Source organism: Microbacterium galbinum, from assembly GCF_023101185.1.
Lineage (GTDB): Bacteria > Actinomycetota > Actinomycetes > Actinomycetales > Microbacteriaceae > Microbacterium > Microbacterium galbinum.
The window spans coordinates 2,276,329-2,301,658 of the sequence record NZ_CP078077.1; the positions used below are offsets into that span (position 1 = coordinate 2,276,329).

The following is a 25,330-nucleotide window of genomic DNA, read 5'->3' on the forward strand; positions in this document are numbered from 1 at the left end:
TTCCCCGCCGGACGCCGGACTCGACGAGTCCGCTGCACTCACCGAGACCGCTCGGCGTCCGCCTGCTCCGCAACCTCTTCCGCACGAACCGTCTGAGAGACATGTCTTCCTCGCAGAATCCCCCCGCTTCCTCCTCCCTGTCGACCGCCGCAGCGCTGTGGCGTCTCAAGCCCTTCGTCCGTCCCGTCATCTGGCGGCTCGCCGGCGGTGCCGCCAGCGCGCTCGCCGCGGCGATCATCGCGCTGATGATCCCGATCGTCCTCGAGCAGATCATCCAGGGCCCGGTGCAGACCGGCGAGCTCGGAGCGATCGTCTGGGGCGCGGTCGCCGTTCTCGGCCTCGCCCTCGGGGAAGCCCTGATGGTGTTCCTGCGCCGCCAGTTCGTGCTCAAGCCCTCGACCGAGGTCGAGTACCGCATGCGCACCGATCTCTACGCGCGCCTGCAGACCCTGCCCGTGGCGTTCCACGACCGCTGGCAGTCGGGCCAGCTGCTGAGCCGCATGATGCAGGACATCGGCCTCATCCGCCGCTGGCTCGCCTTCGGTCTCGTGCTGCTCGTGGTGAACATCCTCACGATCATCATCGGAGCGGCGCTCCTGTTCCGGTGGCACTGGCTGCTGGGCACGATCTTCATCGTCACCGCCATCCCGCTGTGGATCCGCGGCTACCTCTTCGAGAAGCGCTACGGCGCCCTCACCCGTCGGAGCCAGGACCAGGCGGGCGACCTCGCGACGAGCGTCGAGGAGAGCGTGCACGGCATCCGTGTGCTCAAGGCGTTCGGGCGCGGCAAACATGCGCTGAGCCGTTTCAGCCGCCAGGCCGAGACGCTGCGCGAGACCGAGATGAGTAAGGCCGGCGCGATCGCCTCGATCTGGTTCTGGCTCGACCTCATGCCGCAGATCGCCTTCGGCCTCAGCCTCATGTCGGGGATCTGGCTCATCTCGCAGGGCGCGATCGACCTGCCCGAACTGTTCGCGTTCTTCGCGATGGCGACGGTGCTGCGCTGGCCGATCGAGTCGATCGGCTTCCTGTTCTCGTTCATGCTCGACGCCCGCACGGCGACCGACCGCGTGTTCGAGATCTTCTCCGAGACGAACACGATCACCGACCCCGAGAACCCCGTGCACATCGAGAACCCGCGGGGCGAGCTGGCATTCCAGAACGCGCACTTCCGCTACCAGGACGCCGGCGCGCAGGAGCGCGACCTGCTCGACGGCATCGACCTCGTGCTGCGGCCGGGCGAGACCATGGCGCTGGTCGGTCTCACCGGCAGCGGCAAGACCACCCTCACGACGCTGCCGACCCGCCTCTACGACGTGACCGGCGGTTCCGTGACGCTCGACGGCGTCGACGTGCGCGACCTGCCGCTGGCCGAACTGCGCCAGCACATCGCGATGGCGTTCGAAGATGCGACGCTCTTCTCGGCGACCGTGCGCGAGAACGTGCTGCTCGGCCGTGCCGAGCTCGACGTGCACAGCGACGAGGCCGAGCGCGTGCTGCGCGAAGCCCTCGACGTCGCCCAGGCGTCGTTCGTCGACGCGCTGCCCGACGGTGTCGAGACGGTCATCGGTGAAGAGGGACTGAGTCTCTCGGGTGGTCAGCGTCAGCGACTCGCGCTCGCGCGTGCGGTCGCCGCGAAGCCGAAGGTGCTCGTGCTCGACGACCCCCTCTCGGCGCTCGACGTCGATACCGAGGCGCTCGTCGAGGAGGCGCTGCGCCACGTGCTCGCCGACACGACCGCGATGATCGTCGCGCACCGGCCGTCGACCGTCGCCCTCGCCGACCGCGTGGCGCTGCTCGAGGCCGGCCGCATCACCGCCGTCGGCACGCACAGCGAGCTGCTGCGCAGCAGCCGCCACTACCGTCACGTCATCTCCAGCCTCGAGGCCGAGGAGGCGGCGCGCACCGGCGCGATCCCCGTGATCCGCGACGACGAGGCCGACGAGGCTCACGACATCGAGGCGGGCATCCGCGCCCACAACGGCGAGCAGCCCGACGAAGATCTGATCACCGAGAAGGAGGTGCGGTCATGAGCGCCCTCATCGGAACGCAGGACGAAGACCGCTCCCGGTACACCAAGGAGGAGAGCAGGGCCATCCGGCAGCGCTCGCTGCGTCTGCTCGGCTCGCTCGTGCGGCCGCTCAAGGCGCGCATCGTGCTGGCAGCCGTCGTGCTCGTGATCTCGACCGCGCTGCAGGTCGCGGGCCCCATCCTCATCAGCATCGGGCTCGACCGTGCGCTGCCGGCCGTGATCGAGCACTCCGACTGGATGCCGACGTTCATGATCGGCGGCGTCTACCTGCTCGCAGGGCTCGTCGCCGCGGTGATGATCGCCTGGTACGTCATCATCGCCGCCAAGCTGACGCAGGCGGTGCTGCTCGATCTGCGCAAGCGGATCTTCCTGCACACGCAGCGTCTGAGCCTCGAGTTCCACGAGTCGTACACCTCCGGGCGCATCATCTCGCGTCAGACGAGCGACCTCGACTCGATCCGCGAGCTGCTCGACGGCGGCCTCAACGAGCTCGTCTCCGGCGTGCTCTTCGGCCTGTTCACCTTCATCGCGCTGTGCATCTGGGACTGGCAGTCCGGTCTCATCCTCGCGATCGCGGGTGTTCCGCTGTTCTTCCTGATGCGCTGGTTCTACTCGCGGTCGCAGCTCGTCTACCGCGAGTCGCGCGTCATCAGCGCACAGGTGATCGTGCAGTTCGTCGAGACCATGACCGGCATCCGCGCGGTCAAGGCGTTCCGCAAGGAGCCCCGCAACGACGTCGCCTTCCAGAAGATCTCGGGCGAGTACCGCGACGTCAACCGCCGTTCGCTGATGCTGTTCGGCACCTTCGAGCCCGGCCTGATGGGCGTCGCGGCGCTCACGCTCGGCATCGTCGTGCTCTGGGGCGGCGTGCGCGTCGCCGAGGGCGCTCTGACCGTCGGCGTGCTGCTGTCGGCGGTGCTGTACGTGCGCAACTTCTTCGCGCCCATGCAGGAGATCGCGATGTTCCTCAACTCCTACCAGTCGGCCACCGCCGCGCTCGAGAAGGTGTCGGGCGTGCTCGAGGAGGTGCCGACGGTGCCCGACCCCGAGAAGCCGGTCGACCTGTGGGAGTCGCGCGGGCACATCGAGTTCGACGAGGTGACCTTCGGGTACAACGGCGAGAAGACGATCCTCCCGAATTTCTCGCTCGACATACCCGCGGGGCAGACGATCGCGCTGGTCGGCACGACCGGTGCGGGAAAGTCGACGCTGGCGAAGCTCATCTCGCGTTTCTACGACCCGTCGAAGGGCACGGTGACGCTCGACGGCGTCGACCTGCGCTCGCTGCACCCGAAGGACCTCCGCCGCGCGATCGTCATGGTCACGCAGGAGGCCTACCTGTTCAGCGGCACCGTCGCCGACAACATCGCGCTCGGCAAACCCGACGCCTCGCTCGACGAGATCCGCGCTGCCGCCCGGGCCGTGGGCGCGGACGGGTTCATCGAGGCGCTGCCCGACGGCTACGGCACCGACGTCAACAAGCGCGGTGGCCGCGTGTCGGCCGGTCAGCGTCAGCTGATCTCGTTCGCCCGTGCGTTCCTCGCCGACCCCGCGGTGCTGATCCTCGACGAGGCGACGGCGTCGCTCGACATCCCCTCGGAGCGGCTGATCCAGGATGCCCTGCAGACGCTGCTCGCCGACCGGACCGCGATCATCATCGCCCACCGGCTCTCGACCGTCGCGATCGCCGACCGGGTGCTCGTGATGGAGCACGGCGAGATCATCGAGGACGACACCCCCGATGCCCTGATCGGCGGCACGGGCAAGTTCGCCCAGTTGCACGCGGCATGGCAGGAGACGCTGGTCTGACGAGACGAGCCGTCGCACGGCACGACGCGGAACGGCGCACCCCGGGAGATCCCGAGGTGCGCCGTCTGCGTGTGGAGCGGCCGCGACTAGGCCTGGATGAACGCCAGGATGTCGGGGTTGATCACGTCGGCGTGCGTGGTGAGCATGCCGTGCGGGTAACCCTCGTAGATCTTGAGCTCGGAGTTCGGCAGGAGCTCGTGCTGCTTCAGCGCGGCATCCTTGTACGGCACGACCTGGTCGTCGTCGCCCTGCAGCACCAGCACCGGAACCGTGATCGACTTCAGGTCCTCGGTCTGGTCGGTCTCGGAGAACGCCTTGATGCCCTCGTAGTGCGCGAGCGCGCTGCCGGTCATCCCCTGGCGCCACCAGTTGGCGACGACGGGCTCGGAGACGGCCGCGCCCTCGCGGTTGAAGCCGTAGAAGGGACCGGAGGCGACGGCCTGGAAGAAGTCGGCGCGGTTCGCTGCGAGCGCTTCGCGGAAACCGTCGAAGACCGAGATCGGCGTGCCCTCGGGGTTCGCCTCGGTCTGCACCATCAGCGGCGGAACGGCCGAGACGAGCACGGCCTTCGCGACGCGCCCCTGGGGCTGGCCGTACTTGGCGACGTAGCGGGCGACCTGGCCGCCTCCGGTCGAGTGGCCGATGTGCACGGCGTTCCGCAGGTCGAGGTGCTCGACGACCGCCGACGCGTCACTGGCGTAGTGGTCCATGTCGTGCCCGGTGCCGATCTGCGAGGAGCGTCCGTGACCGCGACGGTCGCTGGCGACGACGCGGAAGCCCTTCGACAGGAAGAACAGCATCTGCGCGTCCCAGTCGTCGGACGACAGAGGCCAGCCGTGGTGGAACATGATGGGCTGGGCGTCGCGGGGACCCCAGTCCTTGAAGAAGATCTCCGCGCCGTCTTCCGTGGTTACGAATCCCATGTGGGCCTCCATCGTCGGTGCCGCACCGAATCGTGGTCGGTGCGGCGGTGTGGGCTTGTGCGCCCATCGGGGAGTGATGAGCAGGATCAACGTACCCCCGTGCGGCGCCCCGGGACAGGGGTTTCCGGAAGGATTCGACACCTGTTCAGTGAGGTTCCCTCCCCGGTCCTGCTCAGCGCCCCGGCCAGCGGCTCGATAGCATCGGAGGATGGACCCGTTGATGCTCCTCGGGGAGTGGTGGTGGATCGCGGCGGTCGGCGCCGGCGGTGTCACCGCGGGCGCCGTCGGGCTGCGGCGTCGCAGCACGCGCAGTGGTCGACGCCTCGCCGTGGATGCCGCGCGCCATGACCTGCGGGCGGCGAAGGTCGCGGTGGTCGAGAAGCGCGCAGCCGTGAAGATCGCGCGCGCCGATCACACCCGCATCGCCGCCGAACGCACCGCACGCCGGGCGACGGCGGAGCACGTGGCCAGCGCGAAACGGATGCTGCGCGACGCCGAGCGCGATGCGAAGGCGGCCGCGGCCGATGTGCGCGCGAAGCAGGTGCGCCTGAATGCGGCCCGCGCCGCGCTCCCCGCGGCATCCGCCCCCCGCCCGCTGGAGCGGTTGCGCGCCGACCACGATGCGATCGTCGCGCGCTGGATGACCTACGAGACCGATCCCGGTCTGCAGATCGCCTACCCGGCGATGTCCGATGTGAAGCAGCCGGCGACGGCGGCCTACTTCCGCGCGGCGAATCGTGCGGCGGAGGCACGGCGCACGGCGGGGGAGCGTCCGACGCCCGCGGAGTTCGCCGACTATCGCGACGCCGTCGACGCGCTCGCCCGTGCCTTCGAGATCGCCGAGCACACCGCGCGCGGGCGGGGGGACACGACGGCGAGCGTCGGATGGCAGGACGCCGCTCAGGACGCGATCTCGCGCTCCGCCGAGGCGATCGACCGGGCGGCGGGAGCGGCGGCATCCGCCTTCGCCGCGTGGTCGGCGCGCAAGCGCCCGCGCGGCGACGCCCGGGAGGGCCGGGACGACCGCGATCGGTGAGATCCCGCCAGGATCAGCGGGACCCCACCGCGCTCGCTCAGGGAGCGATCGTGCGGCTGCGCACCAGCTCGCGGTACCAGTGACCGGAGTCCTTCACGGTGCGCTCGAGCGTGTCGAAGTCGACCCGCACGATGCCGAACCGCTTGGCGTAGCCGTAGCCCCATTCGAAGTTGTCGAGCAACGACCAGACGAAGTATCCGCGCAGGTCGACGCCGCGCTCGAGAGCCCGGTGCGCCGCGGTGAAGTGCCGACGCAGGTAGTCGGTGCGCTCCGGGTCGGGAACGGTGCCGTCGGCCGAGACCTCGTCGTCGAACGCGGCACCGTTCTCGGTGACCATGAGCGCCTGCTCCGGGAACTGCTCCGAGAGCGACACGAGCAGCTCCTCGAGTCCCTCGGGTGCGATGTTCCAGCCCATCGCCGTGTACGGGCCCGGCTGCTCGACGAACTCGACGAGCTGATCGCTGCCCGGCCAGGCGGTGCCGCCCTCGGTGCCCTTGTGGCCGTCGTTCTGCTGCTTCGGCGAGACGCCGTCCCAGAGCCGCACGGTCGCGGTCGAGTAGTAGTTGACTCCCAGCACGTCGATCGGCTGGTGGATCGTGGCGAGGTCGCCCTCCTGCACGAACGACCAGTCGGTGACGGAGGATGTGTCGTCGAGCAGATCGGCGGGGTACTCGCCGCGCAGCATCGGACCGGTGAACGCGCGATTCGCGAGGGCGTCGATGCGGCGCATCGCCTCGGCCGCACCGTCGCCCTGACCGCGCAGCACATGGAAGTTCAGCGTGACCGAGTAGTCCGGGTCGCCCGTCGAGGTCGCCCGCAGCGCCTGCACCGCGCGCCCGTGCGCGAGGTTGAGGTGGTGCACGGCCGACAGCGCGGACGCCGGTTCGTGGCGCCCCGGTGCATGCCCGCCCTGACCATAGCCGAGGTAGGCCGAGCACCACGGCTCGTTGAGCGTCGTCCACGTGTGCACACGGTCGCCCAGGGCCGTGCCCATGATCTCGGCGTACCGCTCGAAGGCGTCGGTCGTGGAGCGCGCGGTCCAGCCGCCGGCATCCTCGAGGTACTGCGGCAGATCCCAGTGGTACAGCGTGGCGACGGGACGGATGCCGCGAGCGAGCAACCCGTCGACGAGACGCGAGTAGAAGTCGACGCCGGCCTGGTTCACCCCGCCGGACGCCGTGGGGACGATGCGCGGCCACGCGATGGAGAACCGGTAGGCCTGCAGCCCCAGGTCGGCCATCAGGTCGAGGTCCTCCTCGGTGCGGTGGTAATGGTCGCAGGCCACGTCTCCCGTGTCGCCGTTCCACACCTTGCCGGGGGTCTTGCTGAACGTGTCCCAGATCGAGGGGGTGCGCCCGTCCTCGGCGGCGGCTCCCTCGATCTGGTACGACGCGGTCGCCGACCCGAACGTGAAGTCCGTGGGGAAGACGAGTCCCGAGCCCCGGTAGTCGTCGCGGGGGGTAAACAGCGTGGTCATGCGGTGATCTCCTCGAGGTCGGCCGTGTAGGTCTCGGTGCGACCGTCGGGATTCGTGACGGTGACGGCCGCGGTGCCGGTGCCGCCCGCGAAGACGCGCAGCTGCAATCCGTCATGGTAGTCGTAGTCGGGTCGATCGACCCGGGCGCCCCAGGGGAGCACGGTTCCGGGGCGCACGTACAGGGGGAGCGAATCGAAGCCGTGCCGCTCGCGCCGCCACCCGCCGCCGGTCACCGTCTCGCCCGTGAGCAGCGAGGTCCACTCGCCGGCCGGCAGGTAGAACTCGACCTCGCCGTCCTCGGTGAACACGGGCGCCACGAGCAGGTCGGAGCCGAGCATGTACTGACGGTCGAGGTACGCCGTCGCCGGGTCGTCGGGGAACTCGAGCACCATCGGTCGCATGAGCGGCACACCCGTGGCGGCCGCGTCGAGGCCCTGCGCGTACAGGTAGGGCATGAGGCGCATCTTGAGGTGCGTGAAGCGACGCGTGACCTCCACCGCCTCGTCGTCGAACGCCCACGGCACCCGATACGAGCTCGAGCCGTGGAACCGCGAGTGGGAGCCGAGGAGGCCGAACGCGGTCCAGCGCTTGTACACGCCGGCGTCCGGCATCCCCTCGAACCCGCCGATGTCGTGGCTCCAGAAGGCGAAGCCCGAGAGGGCGAGCGAGAGGCCGCCGCGCAGGGTCTCGGCCATCGAGGTGTAGGTCGACGTCGAATCGCCGCCCCAGTGCACGGGCATGCTCTGCCCGCCCGCGGTCGCCGAGCGGGCGAAGAGCACGGCATCGCCCTCGCCGCGCGCCTCGGTGAGCACGTCGTACACGGCGCGGTTGTAGAGGTCGGTGTAGAGGTTGTGCATGCGCTCGGGGTCGGCGCCGTCGGCCCAGACCACGTCGGTCGGGATGCGCTCCCCGAAGTCGGTCTTGAAGCAGTCGACGCCCTGCGCCACGAGTGCGCGCAGCTTTGACTGGTACCAGACCGTCGCCTCGGGGTTCGTGAAGTCGACGAGCCCCATGCCCGCCTGCCAGAGGTCCCACTGCCACACCGAGCCGTCGGCGCGCTTCACCAGGAACCCCTGGTCGGCCGCCTCGCGGAACAGGGGGGAGCGCTGGGCGATGTAGGGGTTGATCCACACGCAGACGCGCAGGTCCTTGTCGTGCAGGCGGCCGAGCATGCCCTCGGGGTCGGGGAACACCCGCGGGTCCCACTCGAAGTCGCACCAGTTGAACTCGCGCATCCAGAAGCAGTCGAAATGGAAGACCGAGACGGGCAGTTCGCGGGCCGCCATCTCGTCGAGGAAGGAGTTGACGGTCTGCTCGTCGTAGTCGGTCGTGAAGCTCGTCGACAGCCACAGTCCGTACGACCAGGCCGGCACCACGGGCGGGCGACCGGTGAGGGCGGTGTAGCGCCCGAGCACGTCCTTGGGGGTGGGCCCCGCGATCACGAAGTACTCCAGCTGTTCGCCCGACACCGAGAACTGCACGCGCTCGACCGCCTCCGAGCCGATCTCGTACGACACGTGTCCCGGGTCGTTGACGAGTACGCCGTAGCCCCTGCTCGAGAGGTGGAACGGCACGTTCTTGTACGCCTGCTCGCTCGAGGTGCCGCCGTCGGCGTTCCACACGTCGACCGTCTGGCCGTTCTTGACGAGCGGACCGAAGCGCTCGCCGAGTCCGTAGATCTGCTCGCCGACGCCGAGGTCGAGCTGCTCGTGCACGAAGACGGATGCCGCCGGCAACCCGCCTCCCTGACGCGCGTTGCTCACGATCCCCGGATCGACCTGCGCGCCCTCGGCGAGCTGGACGTATCCCTGCGCCTTGTGCCCGCTGCCGGTGACCCGGCGTCCGTCGACCGCGAAAGACAGGTCCCACGGGGCACCGGGGGTGACCGTCGCCACGAGGGAGCCCGCGTCGAGGACGCCGCCGGCGTCCGACACCGACACGGATGCCGTGGCACCACCGGCACCGGGGAGGGCGAAGCCGCCGTGCCACCGCCGGCCGGTGTGGTGGGCGATCCGCACCCGGATCACGCCCTCGGCGGGGGAGGAGAGGGTGGTCGTGAGCACGGGCCGGTTGAGGGTGTCGCCGCGCTTGGAGATCACCATCGTCGGAGCGGTGATGACGAGACCTGCGCCGTCGGGGGTCTCGGTGGTCTCGGCGATGTCGTACGCCTCCTGCGCGTACAGCGCGGTGACGCCGGGGCGCAGCTGCCAGAACCCGTCGGTGAACTTCATTACTTGACTGCTCCTGCCGTGATGCCCCGGGTGAGGGTGCGCTGGAAGATGAGGAAGAAGATGAGCGTCGGGATGATGCCCAGCAGGGCCGAGGCGCTCGTGGTGGTGACGTCCATGAGGCGGTCGCCCTGCAGCACGCTGATCGCGACCGGGACGGTCTGGTTGGCGTTCGACGCGAGGAACGTCAGCGGGATGAGGAACTCGTTCCACGTCCAGATGAAGAAGAAGATGAGCAGCACCGACAGCGTCGGGCGGCTGATCGGGAAGACGACGCGCCACAGGATCTGCCAGCGGGTCGCGCCGTCGAGCGAGGCGGCCTCGAGGATCTCCTTGGGGAAGGTGCCGTACACCGACGACAGCAGGTACGTGCCGAACGCGGCCTGGATCACCGTGAACACGATGATGACCGACCAGACGTTGTCGTACAGGCCGACCGATTTGAACATGTAGTACAGCGGGTACAGCAGCGCCTCCTGCGGCAGCAGGTTCGCGAGCAGGAAGAGCAGCACGATCCAGGAGCGTCCGCGCACGCGTCCGATCCCGATCGCGAAGGCGTTGAGCATCGAGATCACGACCGCGAGCACCGAGACGATGCCGGCGATGAAGATCGAGTTCCAGACCTTCTCGGGGAAGTTCACGCGCTCCCAGAACTTGATGATCCCGCCGAAGTCGAGGGTCTCGGGGAAGGCGAGGGGGCCGGAGGTCGCGTAGTCGAGCGGCGACTTGAAGGAGTTCACGAGCACGAGGTAGAACGGCGCGATCACGAGCAGCGCACCGACGATGACGAGCGCCAGCAGGAGCCAGTCGACGGGACGCTTCTTGGTCATGCCGCCGCGCGGACGACTCGCGGCTTTCTTGCCGGTGACGATGGCGGTGGTGGCGTGCATCACAGACCCGCCCTTTCCTTGCGCTCGAGCGAGTTCTGGACGCGGATGAAGATGATCGACACGATGACCACGACGATCGTGAGCACGGTCGCGATCGTGGCGCCGTAGCCGACGTTCCGCTTGGTGAAGAACTCCTGGTAGGCGTAGTACGCCGGGACGAGGGTGGACCCCGCCGGTCCGCCGCGGGTGATGATGTACACCGGGCCGAACACCTTGAGCGCCGCGATGGTGCAGGTGAGGGTGACGACGAAGATCTCGGGGCGGATGATGCTCATCGTGATCGCCGAGAAGCGCTGGAACCAGTTCGCGCCGTCGAGTTCGGCCGCCTCGTAGAGCTCGGGGTCGACGCGCTGGAGCGCGGCCATGAACACCACGACGGGGTAGCCGAGCTGCACCCAGACCATCACGACCATCAGCACGATGAGCGCGGAGGGCATCTGGCCGAGCCAGTCGTAAGCGGGGATGCCGAACCAGGCGAGGATCTGGTTGAGCGCACCGTCGCCGCCGGGGCGCACGATCCAGCCGATCACGATGCCGGCGACGGCGATCGGAAGGATCTGGGGGAGGTAGTAGGTGGCCCGCAGGAAGCTGCCGACCTTGCCGCCGAACTTGCGTCCGACGACGTCGAACAGGAGGGCGGCGACCATGAGGCCGATGATCGTGGGCACGACGACCATAGCGAGGATCATCCACACCGAGTTGGTGAAGGAGGTCCAGAAGTCGCTGTCGGTGAGGATCTTCTGCCAGTTCTCGAGACCGATGAACTCCGGCGTGCGTACGCCCTTCCACTTCGTGAAGGTGAGGTACACGTTCCAGATCAGCGGGACGATGACGACCACGAGCAGCAGCACGAAGCCGGGGAGCAGGTACATCCAGTAGGCCCCGGTCCCACCGCTGCGCTGCGGGATCGACGGTTCTTCGGGCGGCAGCTTGGTGCGGCGGCCCTCGCGGGTGGCGAGTGACATGTTCATCTCCATGAGGGTGCGGGGGCGGCGCCGGTCGGGCGCCGCCCCCGCGGGCGGATCAACGGAATTCGGCGGTGCCCTCGTCGTACTGCTCGCCGAGGTTCGCGTTCGTGGTCTCGGCATCCTGCACGCCGGTGACGAGACCCTGCAGCTCCTGCACGATCACGTCGTAGAAGCCGGGTGCGGGCCAGTCCGGGTAGAACGACAGGCCGTCGGCGTCGAGCACGCCGTTGAACGTCTCGATGAGCGCGGCGCTCTTCTCGTCGGTGATGTCGGCGGTGTCGGCGGCGACGGGGAGGCCGCCGTTGTTGCCGATGATCGCCTGGATCTCCGGGCGCATCGTGATGTCGATGAACTCGTACGCGAGCTCCTTGTTGGCGGCGTTCTCGGGAACGACCCAGAGGTTGCCCGAGGAGCCGAGCGAGAGATCGGCGCCCGGGAAGGCGTTCATCGTCCACTCGAAGCCGGTGGCCTCGGCGACGAAGCGGCCGAACCACCACGAGCCCGACACGAAGATCGGCGAGGTGCCGTTGATGAACGAGACACCGGCGTCCTCGGCCTTGACGGAGGAGACGTCGGAGGCGATGTAGCCCTTGTCGACGTACTCCTTCAGGGTCTCGGTCGCGGAGGTGATCTCCGGACCCTGCCAGTCGACCTCTCCGTCGTAGAGCTGGTAGGCGTCGACGAAGCTGCGGTCGCCCTCGAGCAGGGCGAGCTGGTACCAGAGCTGGCCGAGCGGGTACTCGGCGCCGGCCTCGGCCAGCGGGGTGATGCCCTGTGCCACGAAGGCGTCGAGCACGTCGACGAACTCCTCGTAGGTGGTGGGGATCTCGAGTCCCGCCGCGGCGAAGGCATCCTGGTTGTAGTAGACGCCGACGAACTCGCCGTAGTTCGGCACGCCGAACCAGGTGTCGCCGCCCATCACGCCGTCTTCGGAGTACTTGGCCGTGGTCTGCAGCGACGGGGCGAGCTTCTCGTCCCAGCCGTACTCCTCGACGGCGTCGGAAATGTCGGTGATGAGGCCGGTCGAGGCCAGGAAGCCCGCCGTCGCGTTGCCCTTGTTGAACTCCATCAGGTCGGGGGCGGCGTCGGTGTCGAGCACCTGGCTCGCGGTCTTCTGGATCTGCTCGAACGACTTCTCCTCGAACTCGACCGTCGCGCCGGTCTCCTCTTCGAAGATCTTGATCGCTTCGTCCCAGGCCTTGCCCATGGCGCTGTCGGCGCCCTCGTAGTGCCAGAGCTTGAGGGTCTGGCCGTCTCCGCCGTCGTCGGACGATCCGGCGGTGCAGCCGCTCAGCGCGATACCGGTCGCGGTGAGAGCGGCCAGGGCGGTGAGCGTCTTCGTCCTGCGTGTCGTGCGTGCCATCGTCGGCACTCCTTTCTCGGTGGCCCCGGGGGGCCGAACACTGCATCGGTGGGGTGTTCAGTTGTGGCGATCGCGTGATCGTCGAAGCGTTTCGATCTCGGCGATACGGGAGGGTGGTGTGAGGGGGAGTCAGTCCCGGGGCGGTCGGACGGAACCCGCGCCGTGGTACTCGGGGGCGATGAGGTGGATCTCGGGCGGCACGTTCGTCTCGTCGAGGTGGCGCACGGCGATGTCGACCGCGAGCTCGCACGACTGCTGCGGCACGAGCGGGATGGTGTCGATCGGCGCTGCGAGTACGGAGGTGTCGAAGGATGCCGCGGCCGAGATGACCGAGGCGTCGACGCCGAGCGCGAGGCCGCGTTCGTCCAGCACCTCGAGGAGCACGTCGTGCACGTCGTCGACGGCGTGCACGACGAACGCGCGGATGCCGTCATCGAGAGCAGCCTCGGCTGATCGGCGCACGAGAGCGGGGTCGGTGGCAGCGGCCCCGGTCGCGGTCCAGGTCAGGACGACGTCGCGGTCGGCGGCGCGCTCCTCGACTCCGCGCAGGAGTCGGCGGGGGAAGTTCGACTTGCGGTACGAGACCTCGGTCTGGCCGAGGAGGTGCGCCGCGGCGTGCCCGGCATCGGCGAGCCGATCGATCGCGAGGTGGCCGGCGGCCTCGAAGTCGAGGTCGACGCAGGTGAGGTCGCGCTGATCGTCGGGGAGCCCGATGAAGATCGTCGGCGTGCGCACCGAGCGGGCGATGTCGACGCGCTCGTCGTCGGGCGCCACATCGAGCACGAGGATCGCATCGACGAGGTTCGACGCGGCGACGCGGTTCATCCCATCGGAGGTCTGCTCGTCGGTGAGGAGGAGGATGTCGTAGCCGCGGCGGCGCGCGGCGACGGCGGTGGCCAGCACGAACGCCATGTGCGTGGGGGCGTGCGTGTCGGCGCGCAGCGGCTCGGTGAGCGCGAAGATGTGGGTGCGGCGGCCCGCGAGCATCCGGGCGCCGGCATCGGGCTGGTACCCGAGCGTCTGCGCCGCGTCCTCGATGCGGCGGCGGGTCTTCTCCGACACGGGGCGCTTGCCGCTGAGCGCGTACGACACGGTGCTGATCGAGACACCGGCGGCAGCGGCCACCTCGTGGATCGTCGTCATCGTGACTCCATCGTCGCTCTGGATGAGATTGTCGAAGCGCTTCGCTCAGGCTTCTTCAGCGATGATAGACACGGTTTGTGGTCGAGCGCAACATATTTCTGTCACGCCGAGGGAGACGCGCGCATGCACGGTCGCCCGACGCCCCGGCCGAAGGCGACGGGGTCTCGATGGGGGAGGGGATTCGAGACCCCGCCGCCGGCTTCAGGATGTGATGCGGATCGAGGCGATGACCTCGCCGTACTCCGTCTCGCCGACGGGCGTGAAGCCCACGCGCAGGAAGAACGCCTCGGGGCCGTCGTCTCCGGCCTCGTAGATCACATCGACATGGTCGAGACCGCGGGAGCGGGCTTCCTCGAGCAACTTCTCGACGGCGAACCGGCCGACGCCGCGACCCTGGTCGTCGGCGTCGACGTTGATGCGCCACAGCACCGAGCGGAAGTGATCCTCCGGGGCCTCCGGGTCGAAGTTGGCGCTCACGAAGCCCACGACGGCATCGCCGTCGAGGACGACCCGCTGCCACGACGTGGCCGGGTTGATGACGGTCGCCGCGATCCCGTACGAGACCGGAGCGAGGAACTGCTCCTGCCCGGGCTTGAGCGACATGTTGTTCACGGCGACGATCGTCGCAGCGGAGAGTTCGACCATGCGCAGTTCGGACATGACCCCAGGCTAACCCCTCGCGCGCACGCGCACACTCGATCGGGTCGAGATTTCTCCCACAGCGTTGCGGGTATCTTGGTATCGAGACAAATCGCCCTTGTGAACGGAGATCATCCGGTGACTGACGACGCCATCATCTACACCTACACCGACGAGGCACCGGCGCTCGCCACCGCCTCGCTCCTGCCGATCATCACGGCCTACACCGGTCAGGCGGGCATCGAGGTCGAGACCAGGGACATCTCGCTCGCCGGCCGCATCCTCGCGGCCTTCCCGCAGAAGCTCACGCCCGAGCAGCAGGTGGGCGACGCGCTCGCCGAGCTCGGCGGCCTCGCCACGCTGCCCGAGGCGAACATCATCAAGCTGCCGAACATCTCGGCATCCATCCCGCAGCTCAAGGCCGCGATCGCCGAGCTGCAGAAGGCCGGATACGACATCCCGGACTTCCCCGACGACCCGACCTCGCTCGACGAGAAGGACGTGCGCGCGCGCTACGACCGCATCAAGGGCTCCGCAGTGAACCCGGTGCTGCGCGAGGGCAACAGCGACCGCCGAGCGCCTCTCGCGGTGAAGAACTACGCGAAGAAGCACCCGCACCGCAACAAGGCCTTCGCCGAGGGGTCGAAGACCCGCGTCGCGACGATGGGCCACGACGACTTCAAGTCCAACGAGAAGTCGTGGGTCGCGGCATCCGACGACGTGCTGAGCATCCGCCACACGGCCGCCGACGGCACCGTCACCGTTCTCAAGGAGGGCCTCAAGGTCCTGCCGCGCGAGATCATCGACGCGACCTTCCTCTCGGCCGCGGCTCTCGACGCGTTCCTCGCCGAGACCCTCGCCCAGGCCAAGGCCGATGACGTGCTCTACTCGGTGCACCTCAAGGCCACGATGATGAAGGTCAGCGACCCGATCATCTTCGGCCACGTCGTGAAGGCCTTCTTCGCCGACGTGTTCGCGACCTACGGCACGCAGCTCGCCGAGGCGGGTCTGCGTCCGAACGACGGTCTCGGCTCGATCCTGTCCGGTCTCGCCGATGTCGCCGACGGAACCGCGATCGCCGCGGCCTTCGACAAGGCCATCGCCGAGGGTCCGCGCCTGTCGTACGTGAACTCCGACAAGGGGATCACCAACCTGCACGTGCCCAGCGACGTGATCGTCGACGCCTCGATGCCCGCCCTCGTGCGCAACGGCGGCAAGCTGTGGGGCCAGGACGGCGGCGAGGACGACACCCTCGCGGTCATCCCCGACTCGTCGTACGCCGGCGTGTACCAGGCCGTCATCGACGACGTGATCGCGAACGGCCCGCTCGACCCCGCCACGATCGGCACCGTGCCGAACGTCGGTCTCATGGCGCAGGCGGCCGAGGAGTACGGCAGCCACGACAAGACCTTCGAGATCCCCGCGGCCGGTGTCGTGCAGATCCTCGACGGCGAGGGCAACGCGCTCATCGAGCACGAGGTCGAGGCCGGAGACATCTGGCGCGCCACGCAGACCAAGCACATCGCGGTCATGGACTGGGTCAAGCTCGCGGTCACCCGCGCTCGCGCGACCGGCGACCCGGCGGTCTTCTGGCTCGATGCGAACCGCTCGCACGACGCCCAGATCATCGCCAAGGTGCACCAGGGCCTCGCGCTGCTCGACACGCACGGCCTGACGCTGACGATCCTCGCCCCCGAGGAGGCCACGCGCTACACGCTCGCGCGCATGCGTCACGGACTCGACACCATCTCGGTGACGGGCAACGTGCTGCGCGACTACCTCACCGACCTGTTCCCGATCCTCGAAGTGGGCACGAGCGCCAAGATGCTCTCGATCGTTCCGCTGCTCGCCGGTGGTGGGCTGTTCGAGACGGGTGCCGGTGGCTCCGCGCCCAAGCACGTGCAGCAGCTCGTCGAGCAGAACTACCTGCGCTGGGACTCGCTCGGCGAGTTCTTCGCGCTGGCGGCCTCGCTCGAGCACTTCGCCGACCGCACGGGCAACGAGAAGGCCCGTGTGCTCGCCGAGACCCTCGACGCCGCGACCGGAACCTTCCTCGAGGAGGACCGTTCCCCGGGTCGCGCGCTCGGCACGATCGACAACCGCGGCAGCCACTTCTACCTCGGCCTGTACTGGGCGCAGGAGCTGGCGAAGCAGACGAAGGATGCCGAGCTCGCTGGGGCCTTCGCGCCCATCGCCGCGGCACTGACCGAGAACGAGCAGACCATCGTCGCCGAGCTCAACGCGGTGCAGGGCTCGCCCGTCGAGATCGCGGGGTACTACCGCCCCGACGACGCGCTCGTGGCGGCGGTCATGCGTCCGTCGGCCACCCTGAACGGGATCATCGACGCGCTGAACTGATCGCAGATACGATGAAGGGGCGGATGCTTCGGCATCCGCCCCTTCGTCGTATCCGCTCGTGTTCGGGACTGATCCCGGATCAGCGGTGGACCGCGTCGGTCAGTTGTGGACCGAGACCTCGAGTCCGACCGGCGACCAGTCGTAGACGTACTTCGCGAGGTCGATCGGCAGGTTGACGCAGCCGTGGCTCATCCGGTTGCCGTAGTTGTTGTGCCAGTAGGTGCCGTGGAACCCGATGTTGGTCGTGAACCAGGTGATCCACGGGACGTCCTCGGTGCAGTACGGGGCGCCCTCGTAGCAGCCCATGTCCTGCATACGGGTGTGCGCGAAGACCTTGAACTCGCCCGTCGGCGTGGGCGTGCCGGGGAGGCCCGTCGACACCAGCCAACTGTTGACGACCTGGTCGTTCTCGTAGAGCGTGGCGCGCTGCGTGCTGAGGTTGATATCGATGTGGCGGTAGAGGTTCACCGACTCGAACGGCACCTCGGAGACCGCGAGCGGGAACACTCCGTCGCCCGCCTCGACCTTGGCGGCGACGTCGTCGGCGATGCCGGTCGTCTCGCCGATCGTGCGGCCGGTGACGCCCTCGGTCTCGGCGCGGAGCACATTGCCGGCCGAGTCGACGATGTTGCTCGCGTTCACGGGTGCGCGGTCGACGATCCCGGGCAGCAGGTCGACGGTCTTCTGGATCTCCGCGGCGTCGGCCGAGACGGCCAGCTGGCCGCCCTCATCGGTGACGGTGAGCCACGAGGCGACGACGTCGGGCGTCAGAGGGACCGTGCGCTCCTCGCCCACGTAGAACCCGGCGGTGCCGAGCAGGGTGTTCAGCGAGGCGGCGGTGGTCGCGGCGTCGTCGTCGGAGACCGCAGCTGCGGCCTCGGTCGGGTCGCCCGAGAATTCGACGTTCGAGCCGCCGGCGGCGACGGTGTCGATGATCGCGGCCGTGAGGGCGTCGACGTCGATCGCGGTGCCGGCCTCGGCGGGGGTCGTGACGTACGTTCCGCTGGCGGCGTCGAAGGTGACGCCCGCATCGGTGGGGTCGACGAAGCTGGAGGGCACGGCGTCGCGCAGGGTGCTGGTGGCCGTCGCGGTGTCGAGCGTGATATCTCCCGCGATCGGCTCGCCCATCCACGCGCCGAGGTTCCACATCGGACGCTCGGCGAAGGCCTGGTTGCTGAGCGCTTCACCGTCGAGGGCGATGCCCAGATCGCTACCGGTGAGCACCGTGCCGTCTCCTGCCCCGGTGAGCGTGATCCGCGTGTCGGAGAGGTGCGACTCGATCGCGTCGTTCGCGGCGCCGGGCGTCATCCACCCGACGTTGATGCCGGCGACCGTGGTGCCGGGGGCGATGAGGATCATCGAGGCCGCACCGGCGCCGATGGCCACGACGCCGAGGCCGAGGCCGATCCAGAGGCCCAGGCGGCGCTTCTTGGGGGCCGGTTCGTTCGGAGCCCACGCGAGGGGCTGCTCGCCCGTGGGCGGCTCGGACTCCGCCGCGGTCGGCGCTCCGTCGAGCGCTTCTGTCGCAGCCTCGTGAGTCGAGATCACATCCGTCACGAACTTCACCCCCCGGTTATCTAACGTGCCGTCTTTGACAAGAGTACCGGAGAGCATGTAACGGGGAGGCAACGGTCGCCCGCGGCCTCCCCGTGAGAATCACTCGACGATCGCGATGCCGTCGATCTCGACGAGCATCTCCTCGCGCGGCAGGCCCGTGAAGACCGTGGTGCGCGAGGGCAGCACGCCGCTCGTGGTGTGCGCTTCGACGAACGCCCCGTAGGCGTCGTTCATGATCGGGAAGTCCTCGCGCTTGGTGAGGTACACGCGCAGCATGACGACGTCGTCGAACGTCGCGCCGGAGGCCTCGACGATCGCCTTGACGTTCTCGAGCGTGCGGGTCGTCTGCGCCGCGACGTCACCGGGGTAGAGGTATTCGTTGGTCGCGGCGTCGACCGGGCCCTGGCCGGAGACCTGGACGAAGGGGCCCTTGCGCACGCCCTGCGAGAAGGTGTGGGCGGGAGCGGGGGCGGCGTCGGTGGAGATACGGGTCTTCGCAGTCATGAGGCCAGCCTAGTAGCCTTGTTAGATGCCTCAACAAATTGCGGATGCCGTGGACGGAGCCCCCGGAGAGGCGCTGGTGCTCAGCGCCGAGAAGGCCGCGCAGGGTCGGGTGCGCGTGTACCGCGGGGCGACCGTGGTCGACGGCACGGGTGCGGATCGCTTCGTCGCCGACGTCGCGGTCGAGGGCGCGCGCGTGGTCGCGGTGGTGCGGGAGGGCGCGGAGTCGCCGACCCTCGTGCTGCCCGAGGGGGCGATCGAGGTCGACGCCCGCGGACTCGTGCTCGCACCGGGGTTCATCGACATGCACGCCCACAGCGACCTCGCGGTGCTCGCCGGCGCCGCGCACGACGCGAAGATCCTGCAGGGGGTCACCACCGAGGTCATCGGCCAGGACGGGCTCGGCTACGCGCCGCTCGACGACGCGACCGCACCCGTGATCGCCGCGCAGATCGCTGGCTGGAACGGGCCGACCACCGCGCCGTGGCGAACCGTCGCCGATCTGCTCGACGCGATCGATCAGGCATCCGTCGCGAATGCCGCGATGCTCGTGCCGCAGGGCAACCTGCGGATGATCGTGGTGGGTCACGAGAACCGTCCGGCGACGAGCGACGAGATCGCTCGGATGTGCGCGCTGCTCGCCGACTGCCTCGACGCGGGCGCCTTCGGCATGTCGAGCGGTCTCACCTACACGCCCGGGATGTACGCCGACACCGACGAGCTCGAGGCGCTGTGCCGGGTCGTGGCCGAACGCGGCGGGTATTGGGCCCCGCACACGCGCAGCTACGGCGGATCCGCGCTCGACGCCTATCGTGAGGCGCTCGACATCGGCCGGCGCACCGGGTGCCCGATCCATCTCACGCACGCGACCATGAACTTCGCCCCGAACCGCGGGCGCGCAGACGACCTCCTCGAACTCATCGATCAGGCGATCGCCGACGGCGTGGATGCGACGCTCGACACCTACCCCTACCTGCCGGGGGCGACGACGCTCGCTGCGCTCCTTCCGAGTCGGCTCTCCGAGACCGGCTCGCTGCTGCGCACGCTCGCAGACCTCGACGACGTCGGACGCGAGCGCGTGCGGGTCGAGCTCGAGGAGATCGGCTGCGACGGGTTCCACGGGGAGCGTGCGGACTGGACGCAGATCCAGATCTCCGGCACCGCCAACCCGGAGCTGGCCGACCTCGTGGGACGCACCATCGCCGAGATCGCCGCGACCGAGGGTCGTCGAGCGGTCGACGTGGTGCTCGACACGATCATCGCGGATGCCGGAGCCACGGGCATCCTCATGCACATCGGCGACGAGGCCAACGTGCAGGCGATCATGCGCCATCCGCGGCACACGGCGGGGAGCGACGGCATCCTGATCGGTGCGCGACCTCACCCGCGGGGACGCGGCACCTTCGCCCGCTATCTGGGTCACTACGTGCGCGAGCTCGGCATCCTCACGCTCGAGGAGGGCGTGCGGCATCTGTCGGGTACGCCCGCGCAGCGCCTCGGCCTCGACCGCGGCGATGCGCCCCGAGGCGTGATCCGCGAGCGGTCGACCGCCGACCTCGTCCTCTTCGACGCGCGGACGATCGCCGCGGGTGCCACGTTCGAGTCTCCTCTCGAGCCGCCCGTGGGCGTGGTCGAGGTGCTGGTCGGGGGAGTGCCGGTCGTGGCGGACGGCGCGGTCACGGGCGCCACCCCCGGTCGGGCGCTGCGCATGCCGCCGGCGCCCCACCGCGCGACCGTGCCCCGGATCGCCGCGCGCATCGACGAGAACGCGCCGGGGTTCCGGTGGTCCACGCGCACGCCGGTCGTCGGAGCGGACGACCTGGTCGCCGCGATCCGCCGGCTCGGAGGCGAACGGGCGGAGGACCGGGGTGAGGCGGTTCCCGCCATCCGACTCCGCGTCGATGCCGCGCTGGCCGAGGCTCCCGATTCCGAGGGGCGCATCGGCGCCGAGGCCTTCCGCCTGTCGGTCGATGCCGGGGGGATCGAGATCGTCGGCGCGACACCGGCCGGCGTCTTCCGCGGCGCGACCGTGCTGCGTCAGCTGCGCGATCCCGATGCGGAGGCGGAGGCGGACGCCCTGATCCCGGCCGGCGTCTGGCAGGGCTCGCCGGCGTACGGCTGGCGCGGGGCGATGATCGACGTCGCCCGGCACTTCCGTCCGGCCGACGACGTACGCCGCCTCATCGACCTCCTCGCCGATCACCACCTCACCGTGCTCCACCTGCACCTCACCGATGACCAGGGCTGGCGCTTCGAGGTGCCGGGATATCCCCGTCTGACCGGGATCGGCGCACGGCGCGAGGCCACGCAGCGCGGCCACGGCCCGCTCGCGACCGTGGAGCCGGGCGTGCACGAGGGCTTCTACACGCAGGCCGAGCTGCGCGAACTCGTCGCCTACGCGGCGGAGCGCTTCGTCACGCTGGTGCCGGAGGTCGAGCTGCCCGGTCACATCCAGGCGGCTCTCGCGGCCTACCCCGAACTCGGCAACGTCGACGTGGGTGAGCCGATCACCGGCCCCTGGGAGCGCTTCGGAGTGAACCCGCGCACGCTCGCGCCCACCGAAGCATCGCTCGCGTTCGGGAGGGCGGCCATCGATGCGCTCTGCGACGTGTTCGACGCGGAGTGGATCGGCATCGGCGGCGACGAGGTACCGGTCACCGAATGGGCGGAGAGCCCGGCGGCGCAGGCGCGCATGGCCGATCTCGGTCTCGCCGACCCGCACGACGTGCAGCCCTGGTTCACCGCGCACTTCGCGGCTCACGTGCGCAGCCGCGGTCGCACCGCGCTCGCCTGGGACGAGGTGCTCGAGGGCGATGTTCCCGAGGGAGTGCGCATCCTCGCCTGGCGCGGCCCCGTGGCGATGCGCGAAGCGGTGCGCCGCGGCATCCCGGTCGTCGCCTGTCCCGACCTCGAGGTGTACCTCGACTACGCACAGGCGGATTCGACCGAGGAGCCCATCCGCGTCGGGCCGCCGCTGACGATCGAGCGCAGCTACACGCTGCGGATCGAGGAGGGAGCGGTCGGCGGGCAGGCGAACGTCTGGACCGAGCACCTGCCCACGCGCGACCGTGTGGATTTCGCGATGTTCCCGCGCCTCGCGGCGATCGCCGAGCGGCTCTGGGCGGGCGGGGATCCCGCGCCGTTCGACGACTTCGCGCGCCGGCTCCCCACGCACCTGCGGCGCCTCGCGGCCGCCGGGGTGCGGTACCGTTCCCCTGACGGTCCCTCGCCCGTGCAGCGGCGACCCGGCGTGCCGGGCAAACCGATGACGATCGAGGCCCGCGAGCAGATCGTCGAGGGCCTCGTCGCACGCCTCGTGACGCGGGCGGAAACGGCTCCCGACGAGGCCGTCACACAGAAGTAACGTTTCGGTAACCTCGCGGACTCGCTCGGCGAGCGGGGTTGCGTAAATTATGTTCGTAAGGTCTACTAACAAACATGTCCGTGTCGGATGAACAGCGCCCCGCATCGTCGTCGGAGTACGTCGATGCGAATACGCACGCCTTCGGACCCGGCCGCCACCTGCGCTCGCGGTCGAAGGTCCTCCCTGAGCACGCACGCGGCCACAATCGTGCCCTCGTGCTGCAGACGCTGTACCACGCCGGCGCGATGAGCCGAGCGGACCTCTCCCGCGAGACGGGCCTCACGCGAGTCACCATCTCCGACCTCGTGGCCGAGTTCATCGCCGACGGAATCGTCATCGAGATGGGCGTGCGCGAGACCGCCGGTCCCGGCAAGCCGCCGATCCTCATCGACATCGACCGCGTCGGTCACCAGATCCTCGGACTCGACCTCTCGGGACCGCACGCGTTCATCGGAGCCGTGCTCAGCCTCGACGGCGACGTGCTCGAGCGCCGCGAGGTGCCCCGGCCCGAGTCCGCCGACGGCGACGCGGCCTACGCCGCCACGCTCGAGCTCGCACGTTCGCTGGTCGCCGCCTCGACGCGCCCGCTGCTCGGCGTCGGCATCGGCACCCCCGGTGTCGTGCGCCCCGACGGCATCGTGCTGAGCTCGCCGAACCTGGGCTGGACGAGCTTCCCCCTCGAGGCCAAGCTCGGCGCCGACCTCGACCTGCCCGTACTCGCCCGCAACGACGCCAATGCCGCCGTGCTGGCCGAGTACACCTTCGGCGAGGCGAAGGCCGATTTCATGCTCATCAAGATCGGCCGCGGTGTCGGCGCCGGTCTCATCACCGGCAGCCAGCCGCTGCTCGGCAGCCGCTTCGCCGCCGGTGAGATCGGTCACGTCACGGTCGGCACCGACGGGGGTCCGCGCTGCGCCTGCGGCAAGGACGGATGCCTGGAGGCATGGCTCAGCGAGACGCGCCTGAGCGAGGCCGTCGCCGCCGACCCGTCCGCCCGCGACGAGATCCTCCGCGACGCCGGCACCCGCATGGCGATCGCCATCGCCCCGATCGTCGCCGCCCTCGACCTCTCGGAGGTCGTGCTCTCGGGTCCCGCCGACCTGCTCGACGGCATCCTCATCGACGCGGCCGTCGAGACCCTGCACGCCCGCACGCTGGAAGGCGTGTTCGAGGACGCTCTCATCCGCCTCACCGTGCAGGACGACATCGTCCTCCGCGGAGCCGCGGTGATGGTGCTCTCGGGCCAGCTGGGAGTCTCGTGACCCGCACGACCCCGAGCCCCGGCATCCCGGAGCTCGCGACTCGTCGAGGCGCCGGCGAGTCCGCGGGCGGCGCCGTGCGCGTCGGACTCGATGTCGGCGGCACCAAGATCGATGCCGTCGCGGTCTCGCCGTCGGGCGAGATCATCGGACGCCTGCGGCGCCCCACCGGGTGGGGCGATGACGCCGTGGTCGAGAGCATCGTGCTCGCCGTGCGCGCGCTTGCCGCGGAGAACGCGATCGCGATGGCCGACATCGGCTCGGTCGGCATCGGCATCCCCGGGCTCGTCGACGTCGAGAGCGGGCGGGTCCTGCACGCGGTCAACCTCGGCGTCGAGTCTCTCGACCTCGCCGCCCGCGCCCAGGCCGAGCTCGGCATCCCCTTCCGCGTCGAGAACGACGTCAAAGCCGCAGCGCTCGGCGCCGCCGTGCTGCGCGGAGCGACCGGATCCATGGCCTACCTCAACCTCGGCACGGGTGTCGCCGCCGGCATCGTGATCGACGGCCGCATCCACCGCGGCTCCCGGGGCACCGCCGGGGAAGTGGGGCACATCTCCGTCGACCCCCGCGGACGCGTGTGCGGGTGCGGGCAGCGCGGCTGCATCGAGACCCTCTGCGGCGGCGGCGCACTCGCCAAGGCCTGGGGCAGGTCCGGCGCGCTCCCGGTCAAGGACATCATCGAGGCGGCCGACGCCGGCGACGCCGACGCGATCCGCCTCCGCGCCGATCTGCACCACGGGGGAGCGGCCGCCGTGCGCGTGCTCGTGCTCTCCGCGGATGTCGACACCGTCATCATCGGCGGCGGACTCACCGCTCTCGGCCCACGCCTGGAGGACGGCATCCGCTCGGCCCTGCAGGCGGATGCCGAGACATCGCCGTTCATGCGATCGCTCCACCTCGATGAGCGCATCGAGATGCTTCCCGCGGGGTCACCCGCTGCCGCCTTCGGTGCCGCGCTCGTCGGCGCCGCCGTCCCCGAGAAGGAGATCGTCTTCCATGGCTGAGGTCGTCATCGTCGATAGCAAGGAAGCCGCCGGCTCCCTGGTCGCCACCGAGATCGTCGAGCTGCTCGACGCACGCGCGGACGCCGTGCTGGGTCTCGCGACCGGGTCGACCCCGCTCCCCGTGTACGAGGCGCTGCGCGTGCAGCTCGCCGGTCGCGACCTCTCGCAGGTGCGCGGCTTCGCGCTCGACGAGTACGTGGGCATCGATCCGCAGCACCCTGAGAGCTACCGCTCGGTCATCACGCGCGAGGTCGTCGAGCCGCTCGGCCTCGACCCCCGCCGCATCCACGTTCCCAACGGAGCGATGGAGACGATCCAGCACGCCGGCGACGACTACGAGGCCGCGATCGCCGCCGCGGGAGGCGTCGACCTGCAGATCCTCGGGATCGGAACCGACGGTCACATCGGCTTCAACGAGCCCGGCTCGTCGTTCGCCTCGCAGACCCGGGTGAAGACGCTCACAGCACAGACCCGCGAGGACAACGCGCGCTTCTTCGACTCGATCGACGACGTGCCGATGCACTGCATCACGCAGGGACTCGGCACGATCCTGAAGGCACGCCATCTCGTGCTGCTCGCGTTCGGCGAGGGCAAGGCCGAGGCCGTGGCCGCTGCCGTCGAAGGCCCGCTCACGGCGTCGCTGCCGGGCTCGGCGATCCAGCTGCACCCGCACGCGACCGTCGTCGTCGACGAGGCCGCCGCGTCGCGTCTCGCGCAGGCGGACTACTACCGCTACACGTTCGCGAACAAGCCGGCCTGGCAGGGCATCTGAGCGCGCT

Annotated in this window: 18 protein-coding genes; 8 read left to right on the forward strand and 10 right to left on the reverse strand. The window is 69.6% G+C overall.

Translation table 11 applies throughout. The annotated features are described in order from the left end of the window. The first annotated feature begins 101 nt into the window (after nucleotides 1–101). Together KV396_RS11070 and KV396_RS11075 are read left to right on the forward strand one after the other, a co-directional pair. On the forward strand, nucleotides 102–2,033 hold the full coding sequence (locus KV396_RS11070) for an ABC transporter ATP-binding protein (RefSeq protein WP_247955746.1): 1,932 nt from the start codon (nucleotides 102–104) through the stop codon (nucleotides 2,031–2,033). Beyond that, nucleotides 2,030–3,841: an ABC transporter ATP-binding protein gene (locus KV396_RS11075; RefSeq protein ID WP_247632714.1), complete on the forward strand. Its 1,812-nt coding sequence runs from the start codon at nucleotides 2,030–2,032 to the stop codon at nucleotides 3,839–3,841. Before KV396_RS11070 ends, KV396_RS11075 begins: the two co-directional genes overlap by 4 nt. Before the next feature lie 86 nt (nucleotides 3,842–3,927). Here KV396_RS11075 and KV396_RS11080 read toward each other — a convergent pair whose 3' ends face one another. Next, nucleotides 3,928–4,764 (reverse strand): alpha/beta fold hydrolase, encoded by an 837-nt coding sequence (locus KV396_RS11080; RefSeq protein WP_247623128.1) that lies wholly within the window; start codon nucleotides 4,762–4,764, stop codon nucleotides 3,928–3,930. Between the two features lie 208 nt (nucleotides 4,765–4,972). On the opposite strand from KV396_RS11080, the gene KV396_RS11085 reads away from it, so the two are divergent. After that, the gene (locus KV396_RS11085) at nucleotides 4,973–5,800 is read left to right on the forward strand and encodes a hypothetical protein (RefSeq protein ID WP_247955747.1); all 828 of its coding nucleotides are present in this window, start codon (nucleotides 4,973–4,975) and stop codon (nucleotides 5,798–5,800) included. A gap of 37 nt (nucleotides 5,801–5,837) precedes the next feature. Here KV396_RS11085 and KV396_RS11090 read toward each other — a convergent pair whose 3' ends face one another. The 7 genes from KV396_RS11090 to KV396_RS11120 all read right to left on the reverse strand — a co-directional run bounded on the left by KV396_RS11090 (nucleotide 5,838) and on the right by KV396_RS11120 (nucleotide 14,529). Continuing rightward, nucleotides 5,838–7,277 carry a GH1 family beta-glucosidase gene (locus KV396_RS11090; RefSeq protein WP_247632711.1) on the reverse strand — a complete coding sequence of 480 codons (1,440 nt, stop codon included), beginning with the start codon at nucleotides 7,275–7,277 and terminating at the stop codon, nucleotides 5,838–5,840. Beyond that, a complete protein-coding gene (yicI, locus tag KV396_RS11095) occupies nucleotides 7,274–9,508 on the reverse strand; it encodes an alpha-xylosidase (RefSeq protein WP_247955748.1) in 2,235 nt (744 codons plus the stop codon). Before yicI ends, KV396_RS11090 begins: the two co-directional genes overlap by 4 nt. Beyond that, on the reverse strand, nucleotides 9,508–10,395 hold the full coding sequence (locus tag KV396_RS11100) for a carbohydrate ABC transporter permease (protein ID WP_247623124.1): 888 nt from the start codon (nucleotides 10,393–10,395) through the stop codon (nucleotides 9,508–9,510). Before KV396_RS11100 ends, yicI begins: the two co-directional genes overlap by 1 nt. Continuing rightward, nucleotides 10,395–11,360 carry a carbohydrate ABC transporter permease gene (locus tag KV396_RS11105; protein WP_247624718.1) on the reverse strand — a complete coding sequence of 322 codons (966 nt, stop codon included), beginning with the start codon at nucleotides 11,358–11,360 and terminating at the stop codon, nucleotides 10,395–10,397. The genes KV396_RS11100 and KV396_RS11105 overlap by 1 nt, the downstream gene beginning before the upstream one ends. Nucleotides 11,361–11,418: 58 nt before the next feature. Beyond that, on the reverse strand, nucleotides 11,419–12,726 hold the full coding sequence (locus KV396_RS11110) for an ABC transporter substrate-binding protein (protein ID WP_247623123.1): 1,308 nt from the start codon (nucleotides 12,724–12,726) through the stop codon (nucleotides 11,419–11,421). A gap of 129 nt (nucleotides 12,727–12,855) precedes the next feature. Beyond that, nucleotides 12,856–13,869 carry a LacI family DNA-binding transcriptional regulator gene (locus KV396_RS11115; protein ID WP_247955749.1) on the reverse strand — a complete coding sequence of 338 codons (1,014 nt, stop codon included), beginning with the start codon at nucleotides 13,867–13,869 and terminating at the stop codon, nucleotides 12,856–12,858. Nucleotides 13,870–14,070: 201 nt separating this feature from the next. After that, complete coding sequence (locus KV396_RS11120; protein ID WP_247632708.1) at nucleotides 14,071–14,529, reverse strand: GNAT family N-acetyltransferase; 459 nt, start codon at nucleotides 14,527–14,529, stop codon at nucleotides 14,071–14,073. A 117-nt stretch (nucleotides 14,530–14,646) separates the two neighbouring features. On the opposite strand from KV396_RS11120, the gene KV396_RS11125 reads away from it, so the two are divergent. Beyond that, nucleotides 14,647–16,866: an NADP-dependent isocitrate dehydrogenase gene (locus KV396_RS11125; RefSeq protein WP_247955750.1), complete on the forward strand. Its 2,220-nt coding sequence runs from the start codon at nucleotides 14,647–14,649 to the stop codon at nucleotides 16,864–16,866. A 99-nt stretch (nucleotides 16,867–16,965) separates the two neighbouring features. On the opposite strand, the gene KV396_RS11130 is transcribed toward KV396_RS11125, so the two are convergent. Further along, nucleotides 16,966–18,432, reverse strand: a complete 1,467-nt coding sequence (locus KV396_RS11130; RefSeq protein WP_247955751.1) for a L,D-transpeptidase family protein — start codon at nucleotides 18,430–18,432, stop codon at nucleotides 16,966–16,968. Nucleotides 18,433–18,522: 90 nt separating this feature from the next. Further along, nucleotides 18,523–18,927 carry a RidA family protein gene (locus KV396_RS11135; RefSeq protein ID WP_247632705.1) on the reverse strand — a complete coding sequence of 135 codons (405 nt, stop codon included), beginning with the start codon at nucleotides 18,925–18,927 and terminating at the stop codon, nucleotides 18,523–18,525. A gap of 25 nt (nucleotides 18,928–18,952) precedes the next feature. Here KV396_RS11135 and KV396_RS11140 point away from each other — a divergent pair, with 25 nt between their 5' ends. The 4 genes from KV396_RS11140 to KV396_RS11155 all read left to right on the forward strand — a co-directional run bounded on the left by KV396_RS11140 (nucleotide 18,953) and on the right by KV396_RS11155 (nucleotide 25,323). Next, a complete protein-coding gene (locus KV396_RS11140) occupies nucleotides 18,953–22,288 on the forward strand; it encodes a family 20 glycosylhydrolase (RefSeq protein ID WP_247632704.1) in 3,336 nt (1,111 codons plus the stop codon). 74 nt (nucleotides 22,289–22,362) lie between these two features. Then, nucleotides 22,363–23,550, forward strand: a complete 1,188-nt coding sequence (locus KV396_RS11145) for an ROK family transcriptional regulator (RefSeq protein WP_247623116.1) — start codon at nucleotides 22,363–22,365, stop codon at nucleotides 23,548–23,550. Nucleotides 23,551–23,624: 74 nt separating this feature from the next. Beyond that, complete coding sequence (locus KV396_RS11150) at nucleotides 23,625–24,551, forward strand: ROK family protein (protein WP_247957586.1); 927 nt, start codon at nucleotides 23,625–23,627, stop codon at nucleotides 24,549–24,551. Next, entirely contained in the window at nucleotides 24,544–25,323 is a 780-nt protein-coding gene (locus tag KV396_RS11155) for a glucosamine-6-phosphate deaminase (RefSeq protein ID WP_247955752.1), read from the forward strand. The genes KV396_RS11150 and KV396_RS11155 overlap by 8 nt, the downstream gene beginning before the upstream one ends. The last annotated feature ends 7 nt before the right edge of the window (nucleotides 25,324–25,330 follow it).